This window comes from Amorphoplanes friuliensis DSM 7358 (assembly GCF_000494755.1).
Taxonomy (GTDB): domain Bacteria; phylum Actinomycetota; class Actinomycetes; order Mycobacteriales; family Micromonosporaceae; genus Actinoplanes; species Actinoplanes friuliensis.
The window spans coordinates 165579-180941 of the sequence record NC_022657.1 but is presented as its reverse complement, the minus strand read 5'-3'; the positions used below and the strand labels follow the sequence as shown (position 1 = coordinate 180941).

Below are 15363 nucleotides of genomic sequence, written 5' to 3'. Positions count from 1 at the left end.
AACCTCCTAGGGATGCAGGTTGATGGAGGCTTGGAACGTCCCGTCCATGTCGAACGGGACCGACTCGTGAGAGTGGACGACCTGCCATTCGCCGCTGGTTTTGCGGAGGCCGAGGGTCGCGCGGAACCACAGGCTGAAGCTTTCCGTGCTGCCCGCCGGGGTCGCGGTCAGGCAATTCAGGCTGGTCGTGAAGGCCACCTCGCCGTCGACCGTGACCTCCAGATCTGTGACCTGCATGCTCATCGGGCCTTCAAAAGTTGCCAGCCACTTTTCCAGCGGGACCGGGTCGCGGCCGGCGGACGGCTGGCGGAGCGGCGGCGCCAGGTTGTATTCGACGATGGTCGGGCCGTTGGATGCCACGATCGCGGCGGCGTCCTTGGCGCTTACGGCGGCGGCGCGGTGGTGGACCAGTTGGGTGATCTTTGCGGAGTCCATGGGTTCTGCCTTTCGGAGTCGGTCACCTGGATGTAGAAGCAGGCGGGGCCGCTTCGACGTCCCGGGTGGAAGAATTTCCGGCGACCCGTGGAGGCACCGATGAAGTACCTGATCCTGATTCAGTCGAACGAGCGTTCCCTGGCCGTGTGGGAGACCCTCAGCGAGCAGCAGCGGTTCGAGTTCGGGCGGGGGCATCTGCAGCTCAGTGAGGAAATGGCGAAGGCCGGGGTGCTGGTTTCCTCCGAGGGGCTGGGGGATCCGTCGCTGGCCCGGTGGGTTTCCGTACGCGACGGGAAGACAGTCGCCTCGGACGGGCCGTTCGCCGAGGTCAAGGAGCATCTCGCAGGTTTTTATCTGATCGACGTCGAGTCGCTGGACGAGGCGATCGGCTGGGCGGCGAAGGTGCCTGACGCGGCGTACACCGAGGTTGAGGTGCGACCGGTTCTCGACATGAGCGAGTGGGAGTTCTGAGCATCGAGGACCTGCTGCGGGAGTACGCGCCGCAGGTCCTCAGTGCGGTCGTGCGGAGGTACGGCGACTTCGACACCTGTGAGGACGCCGTGCAGGAGGCGCTGCTCGCGGCTGCGCAGCAGTGGCCGCGGGAGGGAGTTCCGGCCAGTCCGAAGGGGTGGCTGATCACCGTTGCTGCGAGGCGGCGGATCGAGTTGTTGCGGAGTGAGAGTGCGCGGCGGCGGCGGGAGGAGGCCGTGGTGCACGAGCCGGGGCCGGTGGCCGTGCCCGAGGTCGACGACTCGCTCACCCTGCTCATGTTGTGCTGCCATCCGGCGCTGACCACCGGGTCGCAGGTGGCGCTGACGTTGCGTGCGGTCGGCGGGCTCACCACCGCGGAGATCGCCCGGGCGTTGCTGGTGCCGGAGGCGACCGTCGGGCAGCGGATCAGCCGGGCCAAGCAGAAGATCCGGGACGCCGGTGCCACGTTCAGCCTGCCGCCGGCGGAGGAGCGTGAGGAGCGGCTGGTCGCCGTACGCCAGGTGTTGTATCTGATTTTCAACGAGGGGTACACGGCCAGTTCCGGGGTGCTGTTGCACCGCGGGGAGCTGACCGCGGAGGCGATCCGGCTGACCCGGCAGTTGCGGGCGCAGTTGCCGGACGACGGTGAGGTGGCCGGGCTGCTGGCGCTGATGCTGCTCACCGACGCCCGCCGGCCGGCGCGCACCCGGCCGGACGGCACTCCGGTGCCGCTGGCGGCGCAGGACCGCTCGCTGTGGGACGCCGCCTCGATCGCCGAGGGGGTCGCGCTGATCACCGCCACGCTGGAGAGCGCACCGATCGGGCCCTACCAGTTGCAGGCGGCGATCGCGGCGATCCACGACGAGGCGGAGAGCGCCGCAGACACCGACTGGCCGCAGATCCTCGCGCTGTACGGGATGCTCTGCGCGCTTGCCCCCGGCCCGATGGTGCAGCTGAACCGGATCGTCGCCCTGGCCGAGGTGCACGGGCCGGAGCTCGGGCTGGCCCAGCTCGATCTGGCCGAAGACGATCCGGCGCTGCGCGGCCATCACCGGGTTGTGGCCGTCCGCGCCCATCTGCTGGAGATGTCCGGTGACCTCGGCGCCGCCCGCGCCGCTTACCTTGAGGCGGCCCGGCTGACGCTCAGCGTGCCGGAGCAGCGTTACCTCGCCTCGCGGGCTGCCGCGCTGGGTTAGGGGGCATCCCTGAGGCGGATCCGGGGTGTGCCCGATTGTCCGCCGTGGTGGTGGTGACGAGGCTGAACCTATGACCGTCATCGATGCGCCTGCGACCGGCCGCTCGACGTCGCCGAGGTGGCCGGCCCTCGCCGCAGCCTGGTACATCGGCATCTTCTGCCTTGTGACCAGCAACGTGGTCCTCTGGACGTTCTTCCAGGGCAAGACCCTCACCGACAACGGCGTGGTCGTCCTGGCGATCGTGTTACGGCTGGTCACGGTCCTGCTGGCCGTCGCCTCGATTGCGGGGTGGGGGCGGTTCGTGCCGGGTTGGCTGCTGCTCGCCGGGCTGTGGGGTGCCGCCGCGGTCCAGCTGGCCTATCCGATCGCCGAGACGGTCGTGAAGGCGCTGATCCTGACCGGCGTCATGGAGCCGATCAACAAGGGAATCAGCAACATGAGCGCCGAGGGGTGGTTCAACTTCGGGGCGACCTGGCTCATCTGGGGCGTTCCCGGACTGCTCTTCGTTTTCGCGGCCCGGGCGTACGCACGCCGGGTGCACGTCGACAAGCGCTGGGTCGTGCTCGGCATCCTCGGGGGTCTCGGCCTGCTGCTCGGGTTGGGCGTCATCATCGGCTGACCACCCGGCCGGATCTTGCACCTTGATCACAACTCACGGCTACCTGCCGGGTCTCGTATGGCCCCGCCCGCACCCGATCTTTCCGGCGTCAGTGCTGGCGACTTGGAGGGGCCGTCGTGGGATCTGCTGGGCACAAGTGGGTGGGCGCGCGTCGCCTGGGCATCAAGGCCGTAACCGGACTGCTGGCCATCGGCCTGATCGCCGGGACCGGTACGTCGGAGGCCGCCAAGGCCGACCCCGCCGCCACGGTCAAGGCCGACGACGCGAAGGCTGCCACCTTCACCGCGTTGCGCGTCATGCCCCTCGGTGACTCGATCACCCTCGGCACCGGCGGGCCGAACCGCAGCTCGTACCGGATGGACCTGGCGCAGCGTCTGCTCAAGGGCGGCCTGCAGATCAACTACGTCGGTTCGCAGGCTTCCGGCACCGGCACGGACATCCAGCACGAGGGTCACGGCGGCTGGAGCATCGACGAGCTGTCCGAGGAGCTCGACGGGTGGCTGTCCCAGTCCCGCCCCGACGTCGTCCTGCTCCACGCCGGGACGAACAACCTCAAGCAGGGTGACGGTCCCTACGCCACCGCCGGCAAGCTCTCCGCGCTGATCGACCAGATCCGGGCGGCACGCCCCGAGGCGCGCATCTTCGTCGCGAAGATCATCAGTGCCCGTGCGCCGCGGGAGCTCGCGAACGGCCGCACCTACAACCGCCTCATCCCGAAGCTGGTCGCGGAGAAGAACGACCCGCTGATCACCCTCGTGGACCAGTCCTCCGTCGGCGGCATCGACCTGCACGACCTGCGGCACCCCAACGAGTTCGGCTACTCGAAGATGGCCTGGAACTGGTACCGGGCGATGTCACGGGTCTACGGGACCTCCGGTGACACGGGCGCCAACCCGTACCGCGCGCGTACGGCGTACCGGTGCCTGGGTTTCAAGGCCGTCGTCGACGGCGAGACCCACCACCGCACGGAGTGCCGGACCTGGAAGCTGCGGACCGCGACGGTCGAGATCGACGGCGTGAAGCGCCGGGTCCGTGCCTGGCTGACGCTGCGGTCGGTCCAGAAGAGCTACCGGGTACGCGTGGACGGCAAGCTCGTCAAGCGCACCCGCACGATCGAGAAGTGGACCGGCCCGGGCAACCTGCTCAACGTCTAGGCGTTGAAGAGGTCCAGGACGCCGGAGACCTCGAGCACCCGGTGCACCAGGCCCTTGGCGTTCACGATCCGCAACGGCACACCGGCCTCACGACCCGCGTTGAGACCTTCGATCAGCGCACCCATCGCCTCGCTGTCCAGGAACGCCGCCTCGTCGAAGTCGACCACGACCTCGGCGGGGCCGGCGGCGTGGATGGCTTCGAGGAGTGTTGTTCGCAGCTCGTCGCGGGCGTTGATGTCGAAGTCACCGGCGAGCCGGACAACGGCGGCCTCGCGGGTGATCTGGTAAGTCGGTTCGGTCACGTACACCTCGGAAAATCGGCAGTTCCGTGATCATAAATCAGTCCGCCACCGGGAACTCCGCCCACACGTGCTTGGTGTCGTCCTCGATGTACCAGCCGATCTCCAGCGCGAACTTCTTCGCCAGCTGAAGCCCGAGCCCGCCGGCACCGGGCGGCCGGTCGTCGGTGTACTGCGGGATCACGTCGGGGCTGTGGTCGGCGACGTCCAGGACAAAGATCGATTTGGTACGCCCCAGCCGCACGATCGTCGGCGGCAGGCCGTGCCGCAGGGCGTTGGTCGCGAGTTCCGTGGCCACCAGGACCATCTTCTCGGGGATCTCGTCCAGCTGCGCACCCGCCGGCAGTGGCTGACCGGTGATGGCCTCGTGCAGACCGGCCCGCAGGACCCGTAGCTGTGCCGGGGTGTCGAGCACCCAGCTCTGCAGCTCGATCATGCCCGGCGGTGACTGTGCGCTCAGGAAGGCCATGCTCGTCTTCTTGCCCAATGACGCTCATGATCATGCTGCCGTCACCCGTGGGCGGCGCACCGAGCCCAGTTTGACCTTTCTTGCAGTTCCGCGTGAGGACCTAGCGCTACGGCGGTGCATTACGTAGAGCTATCCGGGAACAAAGTTCACGGGAGGAACGACGTGCTGAAGTTCAAGAACGCGGAGGAACAGGCGGCCTGGAACATGGCAGAGGCTCTGAGCGAGAAGGGGTTCTCCTGCATGAGGCAGGCGGAGGAAGCCGCGGAGAACTTCCGGTCCGGCAAGATGCAGATGCGGCGCAACTTCAAGGCGCGCGGGATGTCCGAGGTTGACGCCGACATCCGCTGGTCAGGCACGACCGCGGCGAAGAAGGCGCTGTCGGACAACGGCTGGTACATGTCCCAGGCGACCATGTACAACGAGGCGGCCGCCGCGCAGTACGCGAAGGCGCTCTATCTCAAGAACTCCGACGGGATCTAACTGGCGGGCAGGCCGGTGCCGCCGAGGTCGGCGGTCCGGCCAGCCGCGTACCCCAGCCGGCGGCCGGTGCCGGCCAGGCGGCGCGGCCCCAGCCGCATGAGCTTCGGGTAGGTCTCGTCGCGCTTGCGGTCCACCAGCTCGGTGCGGTCGACCAGCACGAGGGCGGCGCCGGGAACGTCCGCGGCCGCCTCACGCTCCGCCTCGGTCAGGCGGTTCCGGATCGCCTCGGTGAAGCCGACCAGCCACGAACGCCGGAACGCCGCCGGATGGTCGAAGCTCGGCACCGCCGTGGCGGCCAGCCCGTGGGCGGCCTGCACGAGCAGCGACGTGAAGAGCAGCTCGACACGTTCCAGGTCGGCGGCATGGCCGAACAGATGGATCCGCGCCGCGCCGCGGCGCTCCAGATGAACAACCCGGCAGCGCATCGCAACGGCGACGGCTCCGAGCAACCCGGCCTTGTCCCTCGCGTACGGCGGCACGACCGTCACCACACGGTCACCCACCGGATCGAGGGCCGGATCGGCGCCCGCGAGCAACGCCTGGTCGACGCCGTACTTGGCGATCAGCTGAGCGGCCTTGGCGGTGAACGCCTCCGCCTCGGCCGGCGTGCAGGCGGGATCCTCGGCCTTCGCGAGCAGCTTCCGGACCCGAGCCAGCAGCGGATCGTCGCTCATGCCGCCCGATGCCGCAGAGTCGCCACAGTCGAACCCGCCAATGCCAGCAGGCAGTCAGGGAGCTGGCCGTCGGCGATCGCGGCGCCGAAGAGGGCCTCACCGGTGGAGATGTCGCCGTTGACGTACGCGCTGACGAACCGCGCCACCCAGCGCTTGTCGTACCGCGCGTCGTCGATCCCGGGGAAGTCGAGTGTCCAGGCACCCCTGGGCACGTTCTGTCCCACCATCGTCGCAGCGAGACACCAAGCCACGTCGTACGCCCCGACGACCCCCGACCGGTCGACGACCGCGTCGAAGGTCCCCACCACAGCGTCGCTGTCGCCGCTGAGCGCGCAGTGCAGCACCTGCGCCGCGTCGTCCAGGGCGTGCTGTGGTATGTCCGTCACGTGGGAAAAGGTACGCGGATCCGTCAAGAAACGCCGCTCAGGCGCCCCGAAGGAGGCACGTGATCCGGGACGTGCAGACCCGGTCGCCGTCCTCGTCGGTGATGACGATCTCGTAGGTCACCGCCGTGCGGCCCCGGTGCACGGGCGTCGCGACCCCGGTGATGACCCCGGAACGCACACCCTTGTGGTGCGTGGCGTTGATGTCGACCCCGACGGCGAACGGACGGTCGACCGTCGCACCGTGCAGCACCGCCCCGACCGAGCCCAGCGTCTCCGCGAGCACGCACGACGCACCACCGTGCAGCAGGCCGTAGGGCTGCGTGTTGCCCTCGACCGGCATCGTGCCGACCACCCGTTCCGGGGTCGCCTCGGTGATGTCGATGCCCATCCGCTCGCCGAGCGCGCCGCCGCCGGCGCTGCCGAAGAGCTTCTGCAAGCCGTCCGCCGCTGTACTCATGCCGGGCTACGTTACCGGTGAGTTGCGGGGCCGCCAGCGACTTCGGTCACACCGGCTGGCACGTTCCCGGGAGCAAACACGAGCGGCAGGTCTCTAGATTCGATCTCGGTCCCGGGTCGCGAGGGGGCGACCCGGGCCCTACGTTGGGCAGAACGCTTTCCGACGCATCACCGAGGAGACAGTTCATGAGTGAGCCCCAGGAGATCGTCGAGACCCGCGGCAACGACCGCGTGGACCTGCTTGCGACCGACACGAACGGAGACGGCAAGCCCGACGTCTGGGTCTCCGACACCGACGGTGACGGCAAGGCCGACCTGTTCCAGTTCGACACGGACGGCGACGGCAAGGTCGACATCACCATGGTCGACCTGGACGAGGACGGCACCCCGGACACGATCGTGGACGGCGACGGCGGCCTGCCTCCTAAGATCTGACGATCAGCCGCCGCCGAGTGTGCTGATGGCGGCCCAGAGAACGGCGATGGCGAGGGCCGTGGTGAAGACCGTCGAGGCGGTCCGGCGCCACGGTCCTTTCCCCTCGGGCGCGATCGCCTCCGGGTGACCGAGGCCCGCCAGGATGCGGCGCTGCCGGCGTACCTCGTGGCACCAGGGCTCCAGGTCGGTGCGGCCACGGCTGAGCTCGACCGCCAGCTGGGCCTGAGCACGCTGGAGCCGGCGTACGGCCGCTCGGGCCCGGAAGCCCGCCCGGGTGCGGGCGTGCCAGCGGGCGCTGGCCCGTCGTGACCCGGCTTTCAGAGCCTCGAGCTCGTCCGGGGTGATCAGTTCCGGGTCGTCGAGCGTGGCCAGCTGAGCGGCGTAGTAGTCCGCCTCGCGGTCGTGTGCCGCGCGGACCAGCACCATGATCAGCAGCAGTGGTGGCAGGCCCTTGAAGACCAGCACCGCGAGCAGGGCCAGAGCACCGTTGCCGAGACCATCGCGGAAGAGCGGCGAGTTCCACAGCACGTGTGACGCCCAGGCGCCGAAGACCGCGAGCATCGCGACGCCGAGCCGGGTGTGCCAGCCCCGGTCGGCGCGGACGACCAGATAGCCGATGCCGGCGCCGGCCAGCGCGCCGAAGAGCGTGTGACTCCACAGACCGGCGAGGAAACCCCGCAGCAGGAACGTCGTGAGCACCGGCTCGATGTGGTCGCCACGGCCGGCGAGCGCGACGGCGCCCAGCGCGTACACGATGTCTTCGATGATCTGGAAGCCCAGACCGACCATCGCGCCGTAGACGACACCGTCGAGCACGCTGTTGACCTGCGCCCGGGCGACCAGCACGATCGCCACCACGCCGAGGGTCTTGGCGATCTCCTCGACGGTCGGCCCGGCCAGCGCGGCTCCCCAGTCGGCCGCGAGGTGCGGTGAGCCGAGCTTGGCGATGAGGTCGTCGAGCGCCGCGCTGCCCGGGATGGACACGGACGTGGCGACCAGACCACCCCAGGCGAAGGCCAGCGCCATCAGCGCGGGCGGCTCCCGCTCGAGGAAGTCCAGCTCGCTGACGACGAACCAGAACGGGACGGCCAGCAGCGCGAAGAGGGCGACGGCGGTCAGGGTCGCGAGCGGATAGGTGCCGGCGAACCGCCCGCCGATCATGGCGATCCGGACCCCGCCGGCCACGAGGACGGCCAGCACGACCCAGAACGCGGGCAGCCGCATGAGCCCCAGGCCCGGCGTGTCCCCGGGCTGCACCGGCGCGGTCCGGGCACTGCGCAGCCGGGGCTCGGCAGTCACGAGGTCGCCTCCGGGTCGTATCGCAGGGTCCTGGTGCTCGCGTCGATCGCGGGCAGGGTCCGGCCGAGGTCGAGGTCGGCGCCGCTGACGGTTACCTCGATGGTGTGGCCGTCGGCGACGAACACGGCGTAGCGGCCGCCACGGCCCGGCGCCGTGTAACCGCCCTGCAGACCGGCCAGACCCGTGCCGGTGGCGACGGTCAGCTCGGTGCCGGTGACCTGATAGCCGGACGTACCCGTGATCCGCTGGCGGAGACCGACCGCGGCCGCGGCGAGGTCACCGTCGAACGGCCGCACCGTGATCAGGTAGCGGACCGGCCCGAGCCGGAACAGGACCGTTCCCGAGTCGTCGGTCGGTCTGGTCTCGGTGACGTCGATGCGCGATCCGGGCGGTGGGACGACGGTCACACCGGCACCGATCACGTACGGGCGGTCGGTCGCAACGGGGCGGTCGGAGGGCAACCGGCGGTCCAATGCGGGCAGTCCGACGGCGATGCCGGCGAGCGCCGCGACGAGGCTGAGCGCACCGAGGAGGTTGGTCAGCTGACGCCGCGTGACCCACCCCATCCCAATACGCTAACGGGCGGTACGCGAGGTCTCTCGGCATAGAACGTTTTGTCCGTTTACTCCGAACGTTCGCGCAGGAACTCCGGAGGCACCGTCGCGGTGAGCCAGACACCGTTCTCGCTGCGGTGGAAGACGTGACCGGACCCGGCCATCGCCCCCGCCCTGACCTCGAGGACGACCACGTCCGTGGAGCGGCGGCGACCGACGACCAGGGCCGTCGGGACGTCGGGCGACAGGTGGACGTGGTTGCGGCTCCGCGGCCGCAGGCCCTCTTTCCTGATCGAGGCGAGGTTCGCCCGGGGCGTTCCGTGGAAGAGGACCGGCGGCGGCTCGACCGCGGCCAGCTCGAGGTCGACGTTCACCCGCCGGGAGTGGCCCTGGCTCGCACGGATCCGATCGGCACCGTCGGCGCCCGGTGCGACGGCAAAGCGGGACTTGTCGTTGCCGGCGACCACGGCGTCGAGGTCGGCGCGGGAGATCTTCAGCGCGGCGAGCAGCTCGGCGACCGGCACCCAGCCGTTCGGGTCGAGGGTGAGGCCGGCGGTCTCGGGCCGGTGACGCAGCACGAGCGACAGCCGCTTGCTGAGCCGGACCTGCTCCCGGGTCAGGGCGGTCATGTCCTCAGCTCCATGACCGCAAGGTAGTAAGGCCGGTCGGCGGTGTCGACGGAATTCAACCGCCACGGGGAGCCCGCGAGCAGTTGCTCCAGCTCGTCGACCGAGCAGTTGAGGTAGTCGAACCAGTCGGTCGCCAGCAGCCGGTAGCGCAGCCGCAACCGCAGCTGCCCGCCGAGCCGCCCCCGGTCCCGGTTGCGCTGGTGATAGGCCACGTGGACGGGGTCCGTCGTGCCGTACGGGTCGGTGCCCTGCGCGATGATCCGGGCGCCCGGACGGGCCAGCTCTGCGAGCGCCGCCAGGAATGCCGGTGCGCGTTCCGGCCCCTCGATCAGCCCGAGGTTGTTGCCGAGCAGCAGGAACGTGTCGTAGCGGGCGGTCGAGCGGGCGTACGCGTCGACGGTGTTGAGCACGGTGTCCCGCAGCCCCCGTTTGCGCGCGACCTCGATGGCGCCGGCCGAGGTGTCCAGCCCGGTGACCGCCATGCCGCGCTTCTGAAGCTCCAGGGCCGTACGCCCGGCGCCGGCACCGATGTCGAGCACCGCGCCCCGCACCAGCCGCAGGGCCCGATGGTCGTGCGGCTGCCACTCGTCCGGCTCGGCGAGGTAGTGGTCGGCGGGCGCGCCGTTGATCAGCCCGTCGTCGCGTTCGATGATCTCGATGACCGGCCGGGGCACCCGCCCACCGGCCAGCGGCCGTGGCCCGATCCCCGTACGCACGGCGTACGCGTCGCGCACCAGGTCACCGAAGACGTCTCCGAGCGGTGGCTCATCCATTGTCATTACTCTTGGCCCATGCCGACGCTGGAGCAACTGGGTTCCGAGAAGTACGTCCTGCTGACCACGTTCCGGCGCGACGGCCGGGCGGTGGCGACGCCGCTCTGGGTGGTCCCGGACGGCACGGGCGTGGCGTTCTGGACGCCCGCCGACACCGGCAAGGTCAAGCGCATCCGCAACAGCGGACGGGTCACCCTGGCGCCGTGCGACGTGCGCGGCAACGTCAAAGGCGAGGCCGTCGAGGCGACGGCCCGGATCGGCGACGGTGCCGACCGCCGCCGGATCGGCGCCACGCTTCAGCGGAAGTACGGCCTGATGGGCCGGCTCACCATGCTGGGCAGCCGTCTGCGCCGGGGCGTCGACGGCACGGTCGCCGTTCTGGTTTCCTGATGTCCTGAAGATCGAAGAAGGGGCGACTGCCCTGCGGCATTCGCCCCTTTATCGATCTCTCGGTCGACTGCGGTTCGTTCAGTCGCCCTGGCGCTGCGTGGGAATCTGCCCCTGCAGCAGGGCGCGAACCTCCGACTCACGGTAGCGACGGTGCCCGCCCAGGGTGCGAATTGCACTGAGCTTGCCCGCCTTGGCCCACCGGGTGACGGTTTTCGGGTCGACACGGAACATCGACGCCACCTCGGCCGGCGTGAGTAGCGGCTCAGGATCATGCGTACGCGATGCCATCGGTCACTCCTCCACAGGTACCTAAAGACATCGGCCGGGGTCCCGCCGGCCGGTGCGTCTCTCATGGTCCGGCTAGTCCCCGATGTCCGACATGGGCCGAACGGCCGAACGTCCCTAGATAGACGGTTGAAGCATGCCCGATTAATACCTGTTTTCTACGCCAGAAAGTGTCTTGTTTGGACCGATTATCACGCTTCGCGGGTCGGCGATCACGAAGAGTGTTCGCCTAGAAAGCGCTTTCCGGGGCAGCGTTCCGTGCCCGTTCGTCCCATTTTCCCAGGTCAGAGCGTTACAAACGTCGATCAGTTGCAGCGTTCGAGCAACTGGACCGCGCGCCACCGCGCGACGAGCTTCTCGTAGGCCTCCGTGGCGGCGTCGGCGTCACCCCGGGAGAGGGCGGAAAGTCCCGCGGCCACCAGTCCGGGTGAATCGTCCTCCGACAGGGCCTCGGCATCGAGCAGGCCGGTCAGGCCGCCGTAGTCCAGCTCGACGATCGACCGCGGGTGGAACTCCTCCAGCCACCGGGTGCCCTCCTCGACGGCCTCGGTGATCGGAGCGTCGCCCAGCGACTTGCGCAGCACCGACACGGCCCGGTGCGCCCGGCGCCGGGCCTTCGAGATCTCCGTGCGGTAGCGCAGCGTGCGCTTGCCGTCGGCCAGGTTGATCTCGCGCTCGTCCAGGTCGACAAAAACGAACCAGCGCAGCGGCACACCCCAGGTCGCGATCTGCTCGTGCACCCGCGGCACCCCGTGCTCGAGCACCTTGGCCCCGCTGCGCCAGTCCTCGACGATCGCCTTGGCCTGGCCGGCCAGGACCGGAGGCACAAAGGCGTCGGCGAGCACGCTGGGCACACCGTCGCGGGCGTTCAGGGCGGCCTCGGCGACCCGAAGGCGAAGGTTCCAGGGGCAGACCAGCAGCGTGTCGGCCCACTCCATGACGTAGGCCTCGTCGGGGAGATCGGGCAGACGGGTCCAGCCCGCGCCCAGCGCCTCCAGCACGGCTGTGCGCTGACGAACCGGCCCCTCGACGGGGCCCAGCGCCCGGCCCTCCCGCGCATACCGGCGCCAGAAAATCTGACGGTCCCGGTCGAAGGCGGTCAGCGGTTCGTAAACCCGCAGGTACGACGCGAACAGTGACGGCACGGCGCGATCCTTTCACGAAATCGCCCCCGATTGACTTGTGGCACGGAGCCAATCAGGGCGTCCGATTCGCGACTAGGCTCGCTCCTGACCGGCACACCCCGCCGGAGCAGGCAGCCAGGCCCCACGAGGGCGGCAACCTCACACCTGTAGGAGAGAGCAGTCATGGGCGTGTTCGTAAGCAGCGACGGCACCGATGCCGCCGGGCACGAGCAGGTCGTCTTCTGCCAGGACCGGCACACCGGCCTGAAGGCGATCATCGGCATCTACTCCACGGCCCTCGGGCCCGCGCTGGGCGGCACCCGGTTCTACCCGTACGAGAGCGAGGAGGCGGCGCTCACCGACGTGCTGAACCTCTCGCGGGGTATGGCGTACAAGAACGCGCTGGCCGGCCTCGACCTCGGCGGTGGCAAGGCCGTCATCTGGGGTGACCCGGGCCAGGTGAAGTCCGAGGCGCTGCTCAGGGCATACGGCCGCTTCGTGGAATCGCTCAACGGCCGCTACTACACCGCCTGTGACGTCGGCACCTACGTGCCGGACATGGACGTCATCGCCCGTGAGACCCGCTACGTGACCGGCCGCAGCCTGGAGCACGGCGGTGCCGGTGACTCCTCGATCCTCACCGCGTGGGGCGTCTTCCAGGGCATGCGCGCCGCCGCCGAGCACACCTGGGGCAGCCCCACCCTGGCCGGACGCCGCGTCGGTGTCGCCGGGCTGGGCAAGGTCGGCAAATATCTGGCGGGTCACCTGATCGAGGACGGCGCCTCCGTGGTCGCCACCGACGTCAACGAGGCCGCGCTCGAGTGGGCCCGCACCACCTACCCGCAGATCGACCTCGTGGCCGACACCCAGACCCTGATCACCAGCGACATCGACGTGTACGCGCCCTGCGCGCTCGGCGGTGCGCTGGACGACGACACGGTGCCCGCTTTGCGGGCCAAGGTCGTCACCGGCGGCGCCAACAACCAGCTGGCCCACCCCGGCATCGAGAAGCTCCTCGAGGAGCGCGGCATCCTCTACACGCCCGACTACGTGGTGAACGCCGGTGGTGTGATCCAGGTGGCCGACGAGATCGAAGGCTTCAACTTCGAGCGGGCCAAACTGCGGGCGACCCGGATCTTCGACACCACCGGTCAGATCCTGCGTCTCGCCGACGACGAAGGCGTGCCGCCGGCGGTCGCCGCCGACCGCCTCGCCGAACGTCGTATGGCGGAGGTCGGCCGGCTCCGGAGCATCTTCCTCGGTTGAGCAAGGTTGCGCTGTTTTGTACACCATCGCGCGTCGGGTCCGTGACAAGCGACGACGCGCGATGGTGGTACACGCAACCCGAGGTGCCGAAGCAGGCGTCGTCCATGTACCGTAAGACCCACGAGAGATGCCTGACGTCATCGGGGCCCGCCTTCGGGCTGCCCCGAATTCTGTGCGAGGGGGTCGAGCCATGGGGCGCGGCCGTGCTAAGGCCAAGCAGACGAAGGTGGCCCGGGAGTTGAAGTACCACTCCCCGAACACCGACCTCACCGCCTTGCAGCGCGAACTGGCGGGTGCCGGTGGTAAGTCCGACCATCATTTCGACGACGACAATGATCAGCTCGTCGACGATGATGACGAGGACGATGCGGACGACGACCAGGATCCCTGGTCGCCGACAAGGCGCTGACCCGTATCGCACAGAGCACGCGGCTTACCGCGTGCTCCAGTGTGTCGTGGTCTTTCCGCAGTTATTCCGACGCGATTGAAGCCCACGCGGTCTGCACCGCGTGGGCTTCATGAGCCGCATTCTCAGCGGGGACGGTTGTTCCAGTTGTAGAACGTCGGGATGTTCTCGAAGTGGTTCCAGGCGCAAACCGCCGAGCCTTCCTTCGTCGTGGTCTCCGCGCGCCTCTGCCGGGCCTCCTCCGCCTCCTCGAGGAGCGCGGCCAGCCCGGTCCGGGTCTCCTGCACCCGTGCCGTCACGGGATCGGTCTCCACGCGGTCAGACAGCCGTGGGCTCGTGATCTCGGGCATGGTCCAGCACTCCCTCCAGTAGGCGAATCTTGCTGTTACGACAGTGGTCCGTCTCCGTGACGTCGAAACGGCCCTGCTCGAAGTAGCGGTTGGCCGCGTGCGCGCCGCCGCAGAAGCCGAAATAGGGGCACCGGGCGCGACAGGCCTCCACGCCGTCCAGGAACTCCCGGATCCAGGGTGTCTCCGTGGCCCGCTCCAGGATCTCGCCGAGCGGGGTCGTCAGCACGTTACCGCTGGAGAAGTCGCCGTACCGGGGATCGTGGAAGCCGGCCAGCTCCGGCGACAGCAGCACCACCGAGCCGTCCTCCGCCACCGTCGGAATCGGGTCCAGCCGGCGCGGCAACACCTGGTCGGCCGTCCCGTCGAGGACCGCTGCGGCGTACCGGAGGGACCACTCGACCTCCCGGAGGTGGATCCGGGGGTCCTGACGCCAGGCACCGACCAGCTCGGCCCAGAAGGCGGTCACCTCCGCGGCCGGATGCCGGTTGTCACGCTTGTTGACCCCCTCGAGCTCCTCGACGTTGATGCCGAGGACGTCACAGCCCAGCTCGAGGAAGTAGGCGTACAGCTCGGTGGCCAGGCCCGGCTCCGGATTGCCCACGACGCAGAGCGCCGAGAACGGGATCCCGTGCCGGTGGAGCGCTTCGACGCCACGCATGATCCGGGCATAAGCGGGCTTGTCACCACGGGTGACCCGGTCACCGTTGCGTGCCTCCGGGCCGTCCACGCTCACGCTGACCCGGATCTGCCGCTCGGTGAAGAACTTGCACCACGCGTCGTCGATCAGCGTGGCGTTGGTCTGGACGTGGTGCTCGACATCGTCCGCGAAGGGCTCGAGCAGGGCCGCAAAATGGTCCCGCCCGGCGGCCAGCGGCTCGCCACCGTGCCAGACGACCGAAAATCTCCCCGTACGCGACCAGGGGTTCACCGACGCCGCGACCGCCCGCGCGACCTCGACCGACATCTTCCTGTCCACCTGACGGAACGGCAGGTAGCAGTAGGAACAGTCGAGGTTGCAGAGAGTGGTGGGCTGCATGACGACGTAGGTGGGAGTCGTCGAGATGCCCCGCATCCCACTCCATGGTTGTGCCACCGCTGGTCCACCCCCGTCCGTCGTCAGGCTAAGCGTCGTCGTCCACCCTTCCGGCGCAAAAAGGAACCGCGTGTGCCGACGTATCGACACACGCGGATCATTTCATACCAAGCGCGAGAA

Annotated in this window: 23 protein-coding genes; 9 read left to right on the top strand and 14 right to left on the bottom strand. The window is 69.2% G+C overall.

The genetic code is table 11. From position 1 onward, the window contains the following. Positions 1-6: 6 nt before the first annotated feature. Complete coding sequence (locus AFR_RS00875) at positions 7-435, bottom strand: nuclear transport factor 2 family protein (protein ID WP_023357404.1); 429 nt, start codon at positions 433-435, stop codon at positions 7-9. A gap of 99 nt (positions 436-534) precedes the next feature. Here AFR_RS00875 and AFR_RS00870 point away from each other — a divergent pair, with 99 nt between their 5' ends. The 4 genes from AFR_RS00870 (at position 535) to AFR_RS00855 (ending at position 3875) form a co-directional block, all read left to right on the top strand. Continuing rightward, positions 535-906, top strand: coding sequence for a YciI family protein (locus AFR_RS00870; RefSeq protein ID WP_041841639.1), 372 nt, complete (start codon positions 535-537; stop codon positions 904-906). Further along, entirely contained in the window at positions 894-2102 is a 1209-nt protein-coding gene (locus AFR_RS00865) for an RNA polymerase sigma factor (RefSeq protein WP_023357402.1), read from the top strand. The genes AFR_RS00870 and AFR_RS00865 overlap by 13 nt, the downstream gene beginning before the upstream one ends. A 70-nt stretch (positions 2103-2172) precedes the next feature. Beyond that, the gene (locus AFR_RS00860) at positions 2173-2721 is read left to right on the top strand and encodes a hypothetical protein (protein ID WP_023357401.1); all 549 of its coding nucleotides are present in this window, start codon (positions 2173-2175) and stop codon (positions 2719-2721) included. 116 nt (positions 2722-2837) lie between these two features. Further along, on the top strand, positions 2838-3875 hold the full coding sequence (locus AFR_RS00855) for an SGNH/GDSL hydrolase family protein (RefSeq protein WP_148307834.1): 1038 nt from the start codon (positions 2838-2840) through the stop codon (positions 3873-3875). Here the strand turns inward: AFR_RS00855 and AFR_RS00850 are convergent. Together AFR_RS00850 and AFR_RS00845 are read right to left on the bottom strand one after the other, a co-directional pair. Then, positions 3872-4177 (bottom strand): STAS domain-containing protein, encoded by a 306-nt coding sequence (locus AFR_RS00850; RefSeq protein WP_158510502.1) that lies wholly within the window; start codon positions 4175-4177, stop codon positions 3872-3874. The two genes, AFR_RS00855 and AFR_RS00850, sit on opposite strands and share 4 nt — an antisense overlap. Before the next feature lie 37 nt (positions 4178-4214). After that, complete coding sequence (locus tag AFR_RS00845; RefSeq protein ID WP_023357398.1) at positions 4215-4643, bottom strand: ATP-binding protein; 429 nt, start codon at positions 4641-4643, stop codon at positions 4215-4217. Between the two features lie 162 nt (positions 4644-4805). Here AFR_RS00845 and AFR_RS00840 point away from each other — a divergent pair, with 162 nt between their 5' ends. Further along, a complete protein-coding gene (locus AFR_RS00840) occupies positions 4806-5123 on the top strand; it encodes a hypothetical protein (RefSeq protein WP_023357397.1) in 318 nt (105 codons plus the stop codon). On the opposite strand, the gene AFR_RS00835 is transcribed toward AFR_RS00840, so the two are convergent. Genes AFR_RS00835 through AFR_RS00825 form a run of 3 tightly spaced genes read right to left on the bottom strand, consistent with a single transcriptional unit; the run spans position 5120 to position 6640 of the window. Beyond that, entirely contained in the window at positions 5120-5797 is a 678-nt protein-coding gene (locus tag AFR_RS00835; protein ID WP_023357396.1) for a DUF2786 domain-containing protein, read from the bottom strand. The genes AFR_RS00840 and AFR_RS00835 overlap by 4 nt on opposite strands. Then, positions 5794-6183, bottom strand: coding sequence for a hypothetical protein (locus tag AFR_RS00830; RefSeq protein WP_023357395.1), 390 nt, complete (start codon positions 6181-6183; stop codon positions 5794-5796). Before AFR_RS00830 ends, AFR_RS00835 begins: the two co-directional genes overlap by 4 nt. Positions 6184-6220: 37 nt before the next feature. Beyond that, positions 6221-6640 carry a PaaI family thioesterase gene (locus AFR_RS00825; protein ID WP_023357394.1) on the bottom strand — a complete coding sequence of 140 codons (420 nt, stop codon included), beginning with the start codon at positions 6638-6640 and terminating at the stop codon, positions 6221-6223. A 185-nt stretch (positions 6641-6825) separates the two neighbouring features. Here AFR_RS00825 and AFR_RS00820 point away from each other — a divergent pair, with 185 nt between their 5' ends. After that, complete coding sequence (locus AFR_RS00820) at positions 6826-7074, top strand: hypothetical protein (RefSeq protein ID WP_023357393.1); 249 nt, start codon at positions 6826-6828, stop codon at positions 7072-7074. Positions 7075-7077: 3 nt separating this feature from the next. On the opposite strand, the gene AFR_RS00815 is transcribed toward AFR_RS00820, so the two are convergent. Genes AFR_RS00815 through AFR_RS00800 form a run of 4 tightly spaced genes read right to left on the bottom strand, consistent with a single transcriptional unit; the run spans position 7078 to position 10329 of the window. Next, entirely contained in the window at positions 7078-8373 is a 1296-nt protein-coding gene (locus tag AFR_RS00815; protein WP_023357392.1) for a PrsW family intramembrane metalloprotease, read from the bottom strand. After that, entirely contained in the window at positions 8370-8939 is a 570-nt protein-coding gene (locus tag AFR_RS00810; protein WP_023357391.1) for a hypothetical protein, read from the bottom strand. The genes AFR_RS00815 and AFR_RS00810 overlap by 4 nt, the downstream gene beginning before the upstream one ends. Positions 8940-8995: 56 nt before the next feature. Further along, positions 8996-9556, bottom strand: coding sequence for an RNA 2'-phosphotransferase (locus AFR_RS00805; RefSeq protein ID WP_023357390.1), 561 nt, complete (start codon positions 9554-9556; stop codon positions 8996-8998). After that, a complete protein-coding gene (locus AFR_RS00800) occupies positions 9553-10329 on the bottom strand; it encodes a class I SAM-dependent methyltransferase (RefSeq protein ID WP_023357389.1) in 777 nt (258 codons plus the stop codon). Before AFR_RS00800 ends, AFR_RS00805 begins: the two co-directional genes overlap by 4 nt. Positions 10330-10347: 18 nt before the next feature. On the opposite strand from AFR_RS00800, the gene AFR_RS00795 reads away from it, so the two are divergent. Continuing rightward, positions 10348-10719, top strand: a complete 372-nt coding sequence (locus AFR_RS00795; RefSeq protein WP_023357388.1) for a PPOX class F420-dependent oxidoreductase — start codon at positions 10348-10350, stop codon at positions 10717-10719. A gap of 78 nt (positions 10720-10797) precedes the next feature. On the opposite strand, the gene AFR_RS00790 is transcribed toward AFR_RS00795, so the two are convergent. Beyond that, positions 10798-11007 (bottom strand): BldC family transcriptional regulator, encoded by a 210-nt coding sequence (locus tag AFR_RS00790; protein ID WP_014687221.1) that lies wholly within the window; start codon positions 11005-11007, stop codon positions 10798-10800. A gap of 302 nt (positions 11008-11309) precedes the next feature. Next, a complete protein-coding gene (locus AFR_RS00785) occupies positions 11310-12149 on the bottom strand; it encodes a DUF8083 family protein (protein WP_023357387.1) in 840 nt (279 codons plus the stop codon). 162 nt (positions 12150-12311) lie between these two features. On the opposite strand from AFR_RS00785, the gene AFR_RS00780 reads away from it, so the two are divergent. Both AFR_RS00780 and AFR_RS00775 read left to right on the top strand, forming a co-directional pair. Next, a complete protein-coding gene (locus AFR_RS00780) occupies positions 12312-13394 on the top strand; it encodes a Glu/Leu/Phe/Val family dehydrogenase (RefSeq protein ID WP_023357386.1) in 1083 nt (360 codons plus the stop codon). 190 nt (positions 13395-13584) lie between these two features. Then, positions 13585-13803, top strand: a complete 219-nt coding sequence (locus tag AFR_RS00775) for a DUF3073 domain-containing protein (RefSeq protein ID WP_023357385.1) — start codon at positions 13585-13587, stop codon at positions 13801-13803. Positions 13804-13925: 122 nt separating this feature from the next. On the opposite strand, the gene amcA is transcribed toward AFR_RS00775, so the two are convergent. Together amcA and amcB are read right to left on the bottom strand one after the other, a co-directional pair. Beyond that, positions 13926-14150: a multiple cyclophane-containing RiPP AmcA gene (gene amcA / locus AFR_RS00770; RefSeq protein WP_023357384.1), complete on the bottom strand. Its 225-nt coding sequence runs from the start codon at positions 14148-14150 to the stop codon at positions 13926-13928. Further along, positions 14119-15222 (bottom strand): cyclophane-forming radical SAM peptide maturase AmcB, encoded by a 1104-nt coding sequence (gene amcB / locus AFR_RS00765; protein WP_023357383.1) that lies wholly within the window; start codon positions 15220-15222, stop codon positions 14119-14121. The genes amcA and amcB overlap by 32 nt, the downstream gene beginning before the upstream one ends. Positions 15223-15363 lie beyond the last annotated feature (141 nt).

Coding starts and splice junctions, on each gene's coding strand:
- AFR_RS00805 (WP_023357390.1), bottom strand. CDS start 9,556: ATGACCGCCCTGACCCGGGAGCAGGTCCGGCTCAGCAAGCGGCTGTCG.
- AFR_RS00790 (WP_014687221.1), bottom strand. CDS start 11,007: ATGGCATCGCGTACGCATGATCCTGAGCCGCTACTCACGCCGGCCGAG.
- AFR_RS00870 (WP_041841639.1), top strand. CDS start 535: ATGAAGTACCTGATCCTGATTCAGTCGAACGAGCGTTCCCTGGCCGTG.
- AFR_RS00820 (WP_023357393.1), top strand. CDS start 6,826: ATGAGTGAGCCCCAGGAGATCGTCGAGACCCGCGGCAACGACCGCGTG.
- AFR_RS00825 (WP_023357394.1), bottom strand. CDS start 6,640: ATGAGTACAGCGGCGGACGGCTTGCAGAAGCTCTTCGGCAGCGCCGGC.
- AFR_RS00875 (WP_023357404.1), bottom strand. CDS start 435: ATGGACTCCGCAAAGATCACCCAACTGGTCCACCACCGCGCCGCCGCC.
- AFR_RS00795 (WP_023357388.1), top strand. CDS start 10,348: ATGCCGACGCTGGAGCAACTGGGTTCCGAGAAGTACGTCCTGCTGACC.
- AFR_RS00775 (WP_023357385.1), top strand. CDS start 13,585: ATGGGGCGCGGCCGTGCTAAGGCCAAGCAGACGAAGGTGGCCCGGGAG.
- AFR_RS00800 (WP_023357389.1), bottom strand. CDS start 10,329: ATGGATGAGCCACCGCTCGGAGACGTCTTCGGTGACCTGGTGCGCGAC.
- AFR_RS00860 (WP_023357401.1), top strand. CDS start 2,173: ATGACCGTCATCGATGCGCCTGCGACCGGCCGCTCGACGTCGCCGAGG.
- amcB (WP_023357383.1), bottom strand. CDS start 15,222: ATGCGGGGCATCTCGACGACTCCCACCTACGTCGTCATGCAGCCCACC.
- AFR_RS00845 (WP_023357398.1), bottom strand. CDS start 4,643: ATGGCCTTCCTGAGCGCACAGTCACCGCCGGGCATGATCGAGCTGCAG.
- amcA (WP_023357384.1), bottom strand. CDS start 14,150: ATGCCCGAGATCACGAGCCCACGGCTGTCTGACCGCGTGGAGACCGAT.
- AFR_RS00835 (WP_023357396.1), bottom strand. CDS start 5,797: ATGAGCGACGATCCGCTGCTGGCTCGGGTCCGGAAGCTGCTCGCGAAG.
- AFR_RS00810 (WP_023357391.1), bottom strand. CDS start 8,939: ATGGGGTGGGTCACGCGGCGTCAGCTGACCAACCTCCTCGGTGCGCTC.
- AFR_RS00780 (WP_023357386.1), top strand. CDS start 12,312: ATGGGCGTGTTCGTAAGCAGCGACGGCACCGATGCCGCCGGGCACGAG.